This is a genomic window from Mesorhizobium sp. WSM4813 (genome assembly GCF_055811555.1).
The window spans coordinates 60727-73773 of record NZ_JBVVQU010000010.1; the positions used below are offsets into that span (position 1 = coordinate 60727).

General features: G+C 61.1%; 11 protein-coding genes. 9 read left to right on the forward strand and 2 right to left on the reverse strand.

Annotated elements, in window-relative coordinates; all coding sequences use genetic code 11:
• The first annotated feature begins 11 nt into the window (after window positions 1-11).
• From AC0L25_RS07890 to AC0L25_RS07910, 5 genes are all read left to right on the forward strand, one after another.
• A complete protein-coding gene (locus AC0L25_RS07890; RefSeq protein WP_473594974.1) occupies window positions 12-1385 on the forward strand; it encodes an MlaD family protein in 1374 nt (457 codons plus the stop codon).
• Window positions 1386-1485: 100 nt separating this feature from the next.
• The gene (locus AC0L25_RS07895; protein WP_473594975.1) at window positions 1486-2100 is read left to right on the forward strand and encodes an ABC-type transport auxiliary lipoprotein family protein; all 615 of its coding nucleotides are present in this window, start codon (window positions 1486-1488) and stop codon (window positions 2098-2100) included.
• 868 nt (window positions 2101-2968) lie between these two features.
• Window positions 2969-3562: a DUF4956 domain-containing protein gene (locus tag AC0L25_RS07900; protein ID WP_473594976.1), complete on the forward strand. Its 594-nt coding sequence runs from the start codon at window positions 2969-2971 to the stop codon at window positions 3560-3562.
• Window positions 3540-4370 (forward strand): polyphosphate polymerase domain-containing protein, encoded by an 831-nt coding sequence (locus tag AC0L25_RS07905; protein WP_473594977.1) that lies wholly within the window; start codon window positions 3540-3542, stop codon window positions 4368-4370. Before AC0L25_RS07900 ends, AC0L25_RS07905 begins: the two co-directional genes overlap by 23 nt.
• A gap of 71 nt (window positions 4371-4441) precedes the next feature.
• Entirely contained in the window at window positions 4442-5341 is a 900-nt protein-coding gene (locus AC0L25_RS07910) for an esterase-like activity of phytase family protein (RefSeq protein ID WP_473595039.1), read from the forward strand.
• Window positions 5342-5411: 70 nt separating this feature from the next.
• Here AC0L25_RS07910 and AC0L25_RS07915 read toward each other — a convergent pair whose 3' ends face one another.
• Window positions 5412-5537, reverse strand: a complete 126-nt coding sequence (locus tag AC0L25_RS07915; protein ID WP_473594978.1) for a hypothetical protein — start codon at window positions 5535-5537, stop codon at window positions 5412-5414.
• A gap of 375 nt (window positions 5538-5912) precedes the next feature.
• Here AC0L25_RS07915 and AC0L25_RS07920 point away from each other — a divergent pair, with 375 nt between their 5' ends.
• From AC0L25_RS07920 to AC0L25_RS07935, 4 genes are all read left to right on the forward strand, one after another.
• Window positions 5913-7250, forward strand: coding sequence for a sensor histidine kinase (locus tag AC0L25_RS07920; protein ID WP_473594979.1), 1338 nt, complete (start codon window positions 5913-5915; stop codon window positions 7248-7250).
• Complete coding sequence (locus tag AC0L25_RS07925) at window positions 7201-7572, forward strand: sensor histidine kinase (RefSeq protein ID WP_473595040.1); 372 nt, start codon at window positions 7201-7203, stop codon at window positions 7570-7572. Before AC0L25_RS07920 ends, AC0L25_RS07925 begins: the two co-directional genes overlap by 50 nt.
• Before the next feature lie 130 nt (window positions 7573-7702).
• Window positions 7703-8377 (forward strand): response regulator transcription factor, encoded by a 675-nt coding sequence (locus AC0L25_RS07930; protein WP_473594980.1) that lies wholly within the window; start codon window positions 7703-7705, stop codon window positions 8375-8377.
• 428 nt (window positions 8378-8805) lie between these two features.
• Complete coding sequence (locus AC0L25_RS07935; RefSeq protein ID WP_473594981.1) at window positions 8806-9249, forward strand: SRPBCC family protein; 444 nt, start codon at window positions 8806-8808, stop codon at window positions 9247-9249.
• A 75-nt stretch (window positions 9250-9324) separates the two neighbouring features.
• Here AC0L25_RS07935 and AC0L25_RS07940 read toward each other — a convergent pair.
• A partial coding sequence (locus AC0L25_RS07940) for a coiled-coil domain-containing protein (RefSeq protein WP_473594982.1) occupies window positions 9325-13047 on the reverse strand: 3723 nt, incomplete at its 5' end.

A 13047-nucleotide genomic window follows, 5' to 3' on the forward strand; every position in this document is an offset into this window, starting at 1 on the left:
TAAGTGGGTAAATGGAAACCAGAGCCAACTACGTCATTGTCGGCATTTTCACGCTAGCCGCGATCCTGGCTGCATTCGCGTTCGTCTACTGGACGGCCGCGATCGGCGACCGGGGTGAGATGGCGATGCTACGGGTGCGCATTCCGGGATCGGCTTCCGGCCTCGGCCGCGGCAGTTTCGTGCTGTTCAACGGCGTCAGGGTTGGGGATGTCAAGCGCGTCTATATCGACCTCGCCAATCCGACCGCCGCCATAGCCGACGCCGAAATAGACCGCACGACGCCGATCACCAAATCGACGCAGGCCGATATCGGCCTTGCCGGCCTCACCGGTCAAGCCAATATCGAACTCAAGGGCGCCGACCCCAAGGAAGTGAACCTTCTCGACCAGGCGGAGGCGGAGGGCCGCGTCGCCGAGATCGTCGCCAACCCGTCGGCGGTTACCAACCTGTTGCAGACGGCGCAGAACATCTTCACCCGCGCCGATACGGTTCTCACCCAGCTCGAAGGCTTCACCAGGGACGTTCGCGGGCCGCTGACGCAGACTGTCAACAATGTGCAGACTTTCTCCGATGCGCTGGCCAAGAACTCCGACGGCATCGACAAATTCCTCGCCAGCGTCAGTTCGCTGTCGGACGAGTTGAGGGGCGTCTCGGGCAAGCTCGACGGTACGCTGAAGGCGGCGGAAGGGCTGCTCAACGCCGTCGACAAGGATCAGATCAAGAGCATCGTCGCCAATGTCGACACGGTGACCACGAATCTGAAGGAAACCAGCAAGCAGTTCGACAGGGTCGTGAGGAATGTCGACACGGCGGTGGGATCGATCAACGATTTCGCCCAAAGGACGCAAGGCACTCTGGCCAAGGTCGACGGTGTTCTCGACGGCATCGACCCGGCACAGGTTCGCACCGCGCTGGCCAACATCCAGAAGGCCAGCGAAAACGCCAACGAGGCTGCCGCCGACATCGCCAAGGTCACCAGCAAATTCGCCAACCGTGCCGACGATATCGACCAGACGATCAAGGACGCGCAGCAGCTCGCGGAGCGTCTCAACGACGCTTCGGTGCGCGTCGACGGCATCCTTGCCAAGGTCGATACATTGCTCGGCTCAGGCCAGGCCGACGGCATGATAGCCGATGCCAGGAACACGCTGAAATCCTTCAAGCAGGTAGCCGACACGCTGAACGCCCGTCTTGGCACCATCACCGACAATCTGGCCCGATTCTCCGGTCAGGGCCTGCAGGACGTCGAAGCGCTGGTCCAGGACAGCCGCCGTTCGATCACCCGCATCGAAGAGGCGGTAACGGATCTCAGCCGCAATCCGCAGCGAATCCTGTCAGGCGGCGAAGGCGAGGTTCGGCAATTCGACGGCCGGGTGCGGCGTTGACTTCGGCTTTCGTCCGCCCCAAGAACAGCAGGCAAGTGCACTGCGGATGCGGATTGCTCATTCGGTTCGGGGACAACGGGGATCGCGTGTGAAGTCGGTGGTGCTTAAATTGGGCGGGGTCAAATCAGGCGGGCTCAAAGCGGGTGTGGCATTGCTTACGCTTTCGCTAGCCAGTTGCGCGTTCTTGCCGGGCGGCGGGCCGGCGCCCCTGGATACATTCGAACTGTCGGCGCCGCCGCTCGATGCGCGCGGCCGCAGCCGCCGCCAGATCCTCATTGCCCAACCCTCCGCGCTCAAGGCGCTGGACAGCCAGAACATCGTCATCAAGCCGTCCGTGCGTTCGATCCAGTACCTCAAGGGCGCGCAATGGGCCGATCGGCTGCCGCTGATCGTGCAGGCGCGGCTGGCCGAGACATTCCAGCGCTCGGGCAGCTTCGCCGGTGTCGGCAAGCCGGGCGAGGGGCTGGCGATCGACTATCAGGTGATCGTCGAGGTCCGTTCCTTCGAAGTCCGGGTTGACGGCGGCGAACATGCCGAGGTCGAGCTGTTCGTGCGGATACTGAACGACCGCAATGGCGAGGTGCGCGCCTCGAAGAGCTTCACCGCGACCGCGCCGGTCTCGGGCAGCGGCAACCAGGCCTATGTCAGCGCGCTCGACATTGCGTTCGGCGATGCCGCCAAGGACATCGTTCGCTGGACCGATTCGGTGATTTGACACAGCCAGGGCCGCCGAGCGCAGCTTAGGACCAAACTCAATGGTCAGGTTTCGGTCGCAAACCAGCCATTCACTGCCCGGCAGACGGGGGTCTGCAGAGTTCGAAAGCGGTCGCAGAAGCCTAACATGAAGGTCTGCCACCCCTGTTGGGGTCAGAACAAGAACTGTTCCCGTAGACACGCCTCTCGGCTCATAGGCGAGCCGCACTTCGAGCATGCGCTTTTCAGGCTGTTCAACTCGCGTTCGACACGGTCATGCACCGCCCTCCCAGACGCTCACTTCCGCCATCGGCTTCGACCCCGAGGTTATCGTTCGCTCGGGGCTCTGCACAGCAGTGTGAAGCAAACCTCGCACCGGATTATCCTTGTAGGCCTGCCAATGCAGGATGAGGAGCAGGAGCGCCGCGGGGAACGAGCTGACGGCCGCCAAGCGTGAGCCGGCGTCTTGACCTGTCTTCTGATGCCCGCCCTCCGCCCCTGACTCGGTGCGACAAAGGTCGCGAAGCCGGCCGCGATCTTGAGAACTTCGACCGGTTCTTACCGGACTCTAATCTTACGTTCTCCAAAATCTAATCTGCGGCTCTCCAAAATCTCGCCGGGATCACACGTGGTCTTAGCCGGCCTAGTTCATAAAGGTGTCATCGGACTGTCACATTCGCGAAATGCCTCCGGGCAAGCTGTTGATCGTAAACAAACTTGGCGCTGCCACCTGTTTCGGATGTTCTGACTTTCCAACGGAATAGAAACGAAAATCGCCCGTTCTCCACGTCAGCGCCACGGATGGCGCCACGGAACAAACCAGGAGCTGAAATGCATATTATCCGGCTGACTTTGGTGGGGGTGCCCGGCGTCGCTGTGGCGAGTGCGTCATGAATCGCGACCTCCTGCAGGCCCTACAAGATCCGCTCGCGGCTCAGTCGATCAGGTTCGCCATGAACCTTGTCGGAATGATGCTGCTTGTCTTCGGCATGTATTATCGACGGTACCGCGACAAGGAATTGGTCACGGCCGCAGCGCTGTTCAATATATTCGTCTTCGCAGTGCTGACCATCCTGTCGTCGGTGAATTTCAGCGTGGCAGCCGGTTTTGGTCTGTTCGCCATTCTGGCGCTGTTCACGCTGCGCTCCGAGCCTCTGACAAAGACCGAGATGACCTATTTCTTCGGCAGCGTCGCTATCGCCGTCATCTCTTCGGTGCAGGGAACCACGCTGCCCTTCGCTGCGATGGTCGTGCTCTTCGTGCTGGTCGGCGCCTATATCGTCGATCATCCGAAGATGCTGCAATCGGTCAGCGGGGCGAAGGTCACGCTGGATAAAATCCACCTAACGTTACTGTCTGACCCCAAGACCACGCGCGCCGAACTCTCGGAGCGCCTGGGCGTCGACGTGCTGTCCTATCAGGTTCTCCAACTCGACTACATCACGGAATTGGCGAGGCTCAATGTCTTCTATCGCAAACACTGACGCTTGGCTGGAGCGGGCTTTCGCCCCGATCAGCCTGGATGCTCTCAACGCAAAGGCCGAGATGCTGGAGCGGCTCGACAACAAATATGTCATCGGGGCGGCCGTACTTCGCCGCGCCGCGGCTGAACTGGCAACGCACTTCGATATTCTTGAGATCGGCGGGCGCCGGATATTCACCTACGAAACCTGCTATTTCGACGATGCGGACCGGCAGAGTTATTTCAATCATCATCAGGGCCGGCGCAGGCGGGCGAAAGTCCGAATCCGGAAATACATTGAGGCAGGGCTGTGCTTCGTCGAGGTGAAGCTCAAGGACAAGCGCGGCGTCACCATCAAGAAGCGACTGCCCTACGATCCTGTCAAATTCGGTGTCCTTGACGAGACAGCTCTGGGTTATGTCCACGGCGTCTATTTCGACCAGTATCGTCAGGACTTTCCATACGAACTCTCGCGGGTCATCGACATGCGCTATGTCCGCATGACGCTTGTCGCCAAGGAGGGCGCCGAGCGTATGACGATCGATAGCCAGCTGCGTTTTTTTGCTCCTGGCTCATCGCACGCCGTTCGTGATGATCGCTTCATCCTGGAAACGAAATCCGCGAACGGCAATGGGATAGCCGACCGCATTCTGCGGACGCTGCACCAGCACCCCACCAAGCATTGTTCAAAATACTGCACGGCGATCGCGATCCTGAACCAGGGAACGAAGCACAACAAGTTTCTTCCGGCTCTCCGCAAGCTTGGGAGCGTTCCCGCGCAACAACTCGAATTGGCCACCTCACCGATCGAAAAGGAATTAGCCGCATGACAAACCCAAACGGAATTCGCCGCATGTTCAACGGTCTTGCATGGGCTTCGCTGCTGCTTGCCTCAACCGCGATGACAACTCCGAGTGCGGTCGGAGCCGGCGCGGCAAGCCTGGAGGCCTTGGACAGCATGGAGGTGCCCGCGGAGGGCGCAAACGGAATGAGAATCGAGGAATTCTCCGGCCTGGCCTGGGATGACGATGAGCAACTTCTCTATGCGGTCTCCGATGGCGGCGTTCTCCATCATTTTCGCGTTCGCATGGACGGGACCCAGATCGCGGAGATCCAACCCGTCTTCTCCGTCCCGATCGCGGCGACGGCAAGTCAAGCTCCCGGCGGGTCCGTCACCAATGCGGAAGGCCTCACCGCGCTCAATGACGACAATGGCGAGCGATCCGACACCGAGTTGCTGATCGCGTTCGAAGACGGGCCCGCGATTGTCCGCTTTACACCGCAAGGAAAAAAGATCGGTGACATATCACTGCCTGGTCCGTTGGCGGACGAGACGCAATACAGCAAGAAAAACAGCCGCCTTGAAGCGGTCGCGTTCGACAAGCGTCATGGCATGCTGACGGCGCCGGAACGGCCCCTAGAGGGCCAGCCAGAAGACAGCCACACGCTTTATGCGGCTGACGGAACGACCTGGTCCTTCCAGGCTTTCCAGCCCGATAGCAGGCTCAAGGCGATCCAGAAGTTGCCGGACGGCAATCTCCTTGTTCTGGAACGAACCCGCGAGGAAAAGGGCGGCGCACCGACAGCGCGCCTGCGCTATCTCGACTTTGCTGCGTGCTCCGCTGAACGGGAGTGCCGCCTTGCCGAGCTTTCAGCCGTGCCTGATGCAATGCTAGTGAACAACTTCGAGGGACTGGCCCGCCTCTCGGATGACCTGTTTCTCATGGTCACCGACAAGACAAAGAAGGACGCCGAACCGACGACTTTCGTCCTGTTCAAGGTCACGGCGACCCGTGAATAAGCAACCGATGGCAGAGCAATGAAGCCGCCCGCGCCACGGGCCTGGAGGCGATCAAGCTGGCTCGGCGGCGTCAGCGTGAAAGCCACGGGGAAGATAAGCCAGGCGCCGCCGAAACCAGTTCGGCGACGATTCTCTCACTTGCCGCGCGGTTTGGCATGCCGGTATCAACCACGCACAGCATCTCGACCGCGATCATGGGCGCCCGCGTGCGTTGAACTGGACGGTGATCGAGCGAATCGTCTGGGCGTGGATACTGACGATCCCGGCCGCGGGGCGGTGTGGCCTACGGCTTGCTGAGGTTGTTTGAGGTGTTCGGCTGGGCCTAGCCTCTCGCGAGGTAACGTCGCAAATTTCGGACGGCACGACTGTATTCTCACCAATTTCTAACCTGAATCTCCCGTATCCTTAATCGCGGGTCCTCTATGTTTGCCTCGGTGCTGGAACGGCGTCGCGGAAATGTTGCGCCGATCCGCGCGAGCCGATCCTGCACGGTGGCCTGCTCTGCCGCGAAGGGGGACATGAGTATTCATGAATCCGATCGGTTTCGGATTCTCAACGCCGATGGACACCGATGGGCATCCGGTCTCGCATTCTTTTATTTCAGCTCATTGTCGTGGGGGCAGTCGTGATGATGGCGGCTATCGTCTACATCACCATTCGCTCGACAACCTATTACACACAGCGTGTGCAATGGGCCAACAACCAACTGGAAGCTGTCACCGCACTTACCGTCAACGCCAATCGATACTCCGAGCAGATCGCCGAGTTCCTGTTGATTGGCGAACCGGAGCGTCCCGACTACGAGAGCGCCCGCGCCGAACTTGAGGCAGGATTCGATAAGCTCGAGGAGTTGACCAGGCGCGAGGCCGAGTTTCTGGTGGGCAGCAGCGATCAAGAGGACGGCGGTGACGAGATCTTCCGCATCACGCGGATGCGCACGCTCTACGGAGAAATCGCCAAAGCCACTTCCGAGGCAATCAATCTGCGCAACGGGGGGCGCCAGGAGGACGCGGTCAGGGTTTTTCGTCGGGACATCGAGAACCGTTTCGACGCCGAGTTTGAGAACATCCTGGAAGCCGCGCGGCGCGACGAAGAGGAAGAGGTGGCGCGAACCGAACTGCAGGCAGAAGCATTGTGGCGACGCCTGACCTGGATAACGGCAGCGTTTGCGTTGGCTGCCGTGGTCCTCTGCTTTGCCGCTGCTTTCCTTCTCGCCCGATCATTAATGCGCCCGATCAGCCTTCTGACCGAAGGCACAGAGGCGATCAGTCGTGGCGATCTCGACCATCGGATCGTTTTTGATGGCCGCGACGAACTCGGTGCGCTCGCCAAGCGGTTCAACGAAATGGCCGCACATCAGCAAGACCAGCGCGACCGGTTGCTCAATGCCAAAGCAGAACTCGAGCAGCAAGTTGCCGCACGGACCGCGGAGCTTGCTGCGGCGAACCAGCGGTTGACTGAGCTCGACCGGTTGCGCGTCCAGTTCCTCGCCGACATCAGCCATGAACTCCGCACCCCACTGACTGCCCTTCGCGGCGAAGCGGAGATTCCGCTGCGCCATGGTTCAAAGCCAGAGGCAGTCTACCGCGATGCGCTCGAACGGATTGTCAGCCAGAGCTTGGAGATGAGCCGCCTCGTCGACGATCTCGTTTTTCTTTCTCGCTCGGAAACCGATACCATCCGCTTCGAGCCCCGCCGAACGGATCTCGTGATCATCGTCGCAGACGCGCTCCACGATGGCCAAATCCTGGCGCGCACCAAAGGTATCTCTATCACAGCGGACTATAGGACCGATCCGGTTTGGATCACTGCCGACGCGTCGGCTGAAGCAGGCTCTCGTCATAGTTCTGGACAACGCCATAAAATATTCTCCGCGCGGACGTTCGGTGAACCTGACCATGACCGTTAAGGACAGACATGCCGAGATTGCGATCCGGGATAAGGGCTTGGGCATTTCAGCCGAGGAAATACCCAAAGTGTTCGAGCGATTTTACCGCGGCCGAGGCCCAAAGGCGTCGCGCCAGCCTGGCAGCGGCCTCGGCCTGTCGATCGCCAAATGGCTCATAGAGAAGCACCAAGGCGAAATCTCACTGATGAGCGAGGTCGGGTCCTTTACGGAGGTCTGCATCCGCATCCCATGCACGGGGCCGGCGGCATCTTCGGGTGTAACCGAAGGCGACACCACGGCCGTCTTGAAGAAAACGTCGGGCGTGAAGACCAGAACGGAATAAAGCGCGACTGCCTCCGTTTCCCAATTTACGATAACCTATCGCTGGAGCTTAGCGGAGTGATCGCGGCCACCGTCGGGCGGGAAGGTCTGCGGCTCCCCGCTATAGAACCCGGGGACGGAGGTGATACGGCATGTCAAGAATTCTGCTGGTGGAGGATGACGACCGCATCGTGGGCTTTATCAAGCGAGGGTTGGAAGCTGAGGGCTACCTTGTCGACCTGGCAAATAATGGCGAGGACGCGCTGGCGATGGTACGGGAAGTTTCATACTCGCTGATCATTCTCGACCGTGTACTTCCTGGGATCGACGGCCTCGAAGTGTGCCGGATGCTGCGGCGCGAGCAGCGCAAAAACCTTGTCCTGATGCTCACGGCCAGAGACAGCCTGCAGGACAAGGTCGAAGGACTGAAGGGTGGCGCCGACGACTATCTCACCAAACCCTTCGCCTTCGACGAACTGATCGCGCGGATGGAAGCGCTGCTTCGTCGCGGCACCAGCACAGGAGCAGACCCGGTGCTAAGGGTCGGTGACCTGTTGCTCGATCCGACCAGCAAAAAGGTCTGGCGCGGCGAGCGCGAGATCAGCTTGACGGCCAAGGAGTTCAGGCTTCTCGCCTATCTGATGTCGCATTCCGGCGCCGTCATCAGTCGTACGCGCCTGCTCAACAACGTTTGGGATCTGAGCTTCGACCCGGAAACGAAGGTGGTCGATGTCTACATACGCTACCTTCGTCGGAAGATCGATTGTGCAGGGGAGCGGCCGCTTATCAAGACCGTGCGCGGCTCCGGTTACGAGATTTCGACTTGAAGCAAGCTGTCGGTCGCAAGAGCAGCTCTTACCCCCTCTAACCGCGCTTGCCAAAATCTAATCCGGCGTTCTCCAAAATATAGCCAAGCTCCGGCGAGGTTTTACCCGGCTATGTCCATACTTGGTGAGTCTCGCCCCTTGGTTGGGAGCATATCAACCTCACCGGCATTTAATCCTGGGGCGAGCCGCGAAATCTCGTCGACGGATAAGCCGCTGCGCCTGTCAAAGGGGATTGCACGAGCGGCGTAAGGCCGTTCGACAATCGGCCGGCCTAGCTCAGTGTTCGTAGTCTGTTCTTTCTTAGCGTATCCGCGGGAACAGTTCTGTTCTCGCTTCTGTTCGAAAAAAACTCAGAACTTGTGTCGGATTGGTCAAGGCCGGTTCGTCCTTGGGCATGGATCGACACTCCAATCACAAGGATAAATGCTATGCCCAGTACCGTACGCCTGCACCGCGTCCTGGCAACCAGCCCAGAAAAAGTCTACCGCGCTTTCCTTGAGCCGGACGCGCTCGCGAAATGGCTACCGCCCAACGGCTTTACCTGCACGGTTTATCATCTGGAACCCAAAGTCGGCGGCACATTCAAAATGTCGTTCCGCAACTTCACAACGGACAAAAGCCACGCGTTTGGCGGCGAATATGTCGAGCTCGTTCCGGGCGAACGCCTGCGCTATACGGACAAGTTCGACGATCCTAACTTGCCCGGCGAAATGCAGGTGACGGTGATACTGAAGAAAGTATCAGTCGGCACGGAGCTGGATATCACGCAGGCAGGCGTGCCGGACGTGATTCCAGCTGAGGCTTGTTATCTCGGTTGGCAGGAGTCGCTGCGAAACCTAGCAAGGCTCGTCGAACCGGAGATCAATCAATAGAGCATCATCCCGACGACGTCAGCACGGCATGAAAAGGCGGGAAAATTTCCCGCCTTTTTTGTCCCTATCGTCTGATCAATGCAGGCGGCCGCTGGCGTGGGCAAGCATCGTATAGACCTTGCCGGTGTCCGACGTCAGGTAGGTCTGCGCCATCATGTTGTCGCGGTCGTTGCGCGACACGTCCTTGAGCAGCTTTTCGAAATCGTCGCAGTAGCGGTCGACGGCGGCGCGGAACTCCGCCTCCATCTGATATTTGCGGCGAATCTCGTCGAAAGTCTGCTGGCCCTTCAGCGTGTAGAGACGCCGCGTGAACACGTCACGCTCGCCGCGCCGGTAGCGGTTCCACAGCTCGATCGAGGCGTCGTGATCGATGGCGCGGGCGATGTCGACGGAAAGCGAGTTAAGCGACTCCACGACGTGAAGCGGCGAGCGCTGGGCAGGTGCCGAGCGTGGCGCTTCCGAAGGTGCCGCGGGCTTGGCGCCCTCTTCGCGCGATGCTCCGGTTAAGAGATCGCGCACCCAGCCGCCCTGCGGCGTACGGCCATTGGGGTCGCGCTGGCGCGGCACCGTCTCAGCCGGGCGTTCCAGGTCGAGCGTGCCGCGAAGTGCAGTGTCACCCGATGGCGCCTGCGGGGCACGAGGTTCGGGTTGCTGGGCCGGAGGATGGCGCAGCGGCTCAGTGGCGCGCGCGGCAGGCGCTTGCGGTGCCGGACGCAGGTTGCGCGGCTCCGAGGAGTCGGTGCTGCGGCCCGATTTCGCCACGATTTCAGATAGTTCCTTCAGCGCGTTGATCTGCTCGGAAACGGCGCGGCGGATGGCCGTGGTCGATTCCTTTGCCTCTTCCGGCATCTCGATGACGCCTTTCTTGAGCTCGGCGCGGGTGAGGTCGAGCTCGCTCTTGATCGAGCCGGCGGTGCGCCGCATCTCCTCGGTCGCGTCGGCGAAGCGCTTCGTTGCCGAATCGACGACGTCGGCGATGGCGGTTCGGATCTTGTCCGCCGACTCCAGCGTCTTGCCTTCGGCGTTCTGCAACGTCTGGCCGACCAGATCCTCGAACGAGCGCATGACCTTTTCGAGATCCTCCGACTTCTTGACCAGGCCGACGGCGAGGTCCTCCAGCGACGATTGCCTTTCCAGCGTGTGTTCGAGGTTGCTCTGGGCCGAGCTCAACAGATCCGAAGCACTGGACAGCAATCGGCTGTGCTCGTCGAACTTGGTGGCGATCGAGGCAACCTCGCGCAAGGTCGCGGATGACAGCTCGGTAAGCCGTGTCGTGTTCGAATCGACCAGGCGCGCCGAGCTGGCGAAGGTCTGCGCGGCTTTTTCAGTCGTCGCGGCAAAGCTTTGCGTGCTGCCGGTCAGGCGTTCGTCGACCTGGCCGAGATTGGCCGCCGCCTGCTCGATCAACTGACCGAGCTGTGAGCTCGAGGTGCTCATGCGGCCGATGAGATCGGCGACACTGTCGGCGAGCGTCGAGCGCGCGCCTTCGACGGCAGACAACGTTTCGGCCGTGCGGCTTGCGAGCGCATCGACGAGGGTGGCGTTTTCACTGCGCAGCTTCTCGGTGGCGCGTTCGGTCACCTCTTCCATGCTCTTTTGCAGTTCCGAGCCGCCCTGGACGAAGCGCTCGACCAGCGGCCGTGCCGTTTCGTCGAGGATTTTCGAGATCTCGGCCGAACGTGCCGCAAGCATGGTGTTGAGCTCGCGGGTGTTAGTGCCGATGGTCTTCGCCGCGTCGTTGGTGCTCTGGCCGATATGCTGGCCGACCGCAGTGAAGGTTTCGGCGATCGAGTTGGCGCGCGAAATAAGTTGCGCCTCAGCGGTCGAAACCTGCTCGTTGAGCTTCTGGCCTATCGTTTCGGTGGTGTAGACGAGACGGTTTTCGACGCCGGCAACCTGCTCCTCGACGCGAGCCGCCGCAGCCGCCGCGCTGGATGCCAGGCGCTCGTCGGCGCCGGCGAGCGCCTGCTCGATTTCACGGGCGTGGACAGCCAGTTCCTGACCGGTCTGCCTCGCACGTTCGGCAACCCGCTGCTCGGTGCTGGCAAACGCCCCGACGATGTTGTCGGCATGTTCTCCAATCGTCGACGTGCTGTCTGCGATACGGGACACCAGACGGTGATCCGCCTCGTCGAAGATACGGCCGATCTCAGACGCGCGGGCCGACAGCGCTTCCGAACCTTCGGCGATGCGCGAGATCAGCTGCTGGTCGGCGGCATCGAAAATGCGGCCAAGGTCCGATGCCCGCGCTGCTAGCGCTTCGGCCGATTCGCCGATGCGCACGCCGAGCCGTTCGTCGGCGCCTTCGAAATTGCGCAGGATGTCGCCGGCGCGTGCCGCCAGCGACTGCGCCGTTTCGACCGCGCGGGCAACCAGCTTCTGGTCCGCCGCATCGAATGTACCGGCGATCTCGCCGGCACGAGCGGCCAGCTGGTCGGCCGTTTCCTGGGCGCGCGTCAGCAAGGAATTCGATGTGTCGTCGACACGGGCCATGATTGCGCTGGATGTATCCTCGGCGCGGGCAATGAGCGCACTCGACGTGTCTTCGGCACGTGCGGCGAGGCGGCGGTCCGCCTCCTCGAAGGTGCGGGCGATATCCTCCGCCCTGGCGAGCAAGGCGGCAGAGGTCTGCTCGGCACGTTCGGCGATCTTGCGGTCGGCGTCGCTGAACGCAGCGCCTGCCTGCTCATGCAGCGCGCTGGTGACTTCCATGACCTTTTCACGCAGCGCTCCCGCGACGAAGACGGCGCTCTTTTCGAGCACGCTGCGGACGTTGTCGACACCGGTCGACAGCGCGCGCTCCATGGTTCCGGCGCGCTCCTCGATGATGCCGGTCTGGCGGCTGAACGCCTGTTCGATCTTTTCGACGTCTGCGGCAATGGCGTCCGAGATGTCGGTGCTTCTGGCGGCGATCTGATCGATATGGCCGGACAGGGAACGGTCGACGTCCTTGCGCGTATCGGCGAGCTTGGAGAGATCGTCCTCCAGCGCACGGGTCAGCGCGTCGCGGCCTTCGGCCAGCTTGCCGACATGCCCGGCGATGATGTCGTCCACCTCGCTGCGGCTCGCCGCAATTTTCTGCAGGTCTGCTTCCAGCGCACGTCTGAGGATGTCGCGGCCCTCGGCCAGTTTCTCGACTTGGCCGGCAACCAGCCCGTCGATGCTCGACCGGCTTTCCGCCAGCTTGGCGAGGTCGTCTTCAAGCGCCTTGGACAGGATCGAGCGGTCCTGGATGAGCTTCTCGGCGTGGCTGTTCACGAGACCGTTGACGCTGCCGAGATCGGCCTCCAGCGCCCGCGCAAACTCCGCACGATTGTCGGTCAGCTGCTGGGACTGGTCGGCGACGACACCCTTGATGGTATTGAGGTCTGCTTCCAGGGCGCGCTTGAGAATGTCGCGGCCTTCGGCCAGCTTCTCGACCTGGCCGGCAACCAGCCCGTCGATGCTCGACCGGCTTTCCGCCAGTTTGGCGAGGTCGTCTTCGAGTGCCTTCGACAGGATTGAACGGTCCTCGGCGAGCCTGTTCATGTGATCGGAGATAAGGCCATTCACGCTCTGCAGGTCGGTTTCCAACGCCTTCGAGAGCTGACCACGGTCTTCCGCCAGTTTTTCGGATTGGCCTGATATGACGTCCTTGATCGTGTTGAGATCGGATTCCAGCGCGCGCTTGAGAATGTCGCGGCCTTCGCCCAGCTTCTCGACCTGGCCGGTAACCAGACCATCGATGCTCGACCGGCTTTCCGCCAGTTTGGCGAGGTCGTCTTCGAGTGCCTTCGACAGGATTGAACGGTCCTCGGC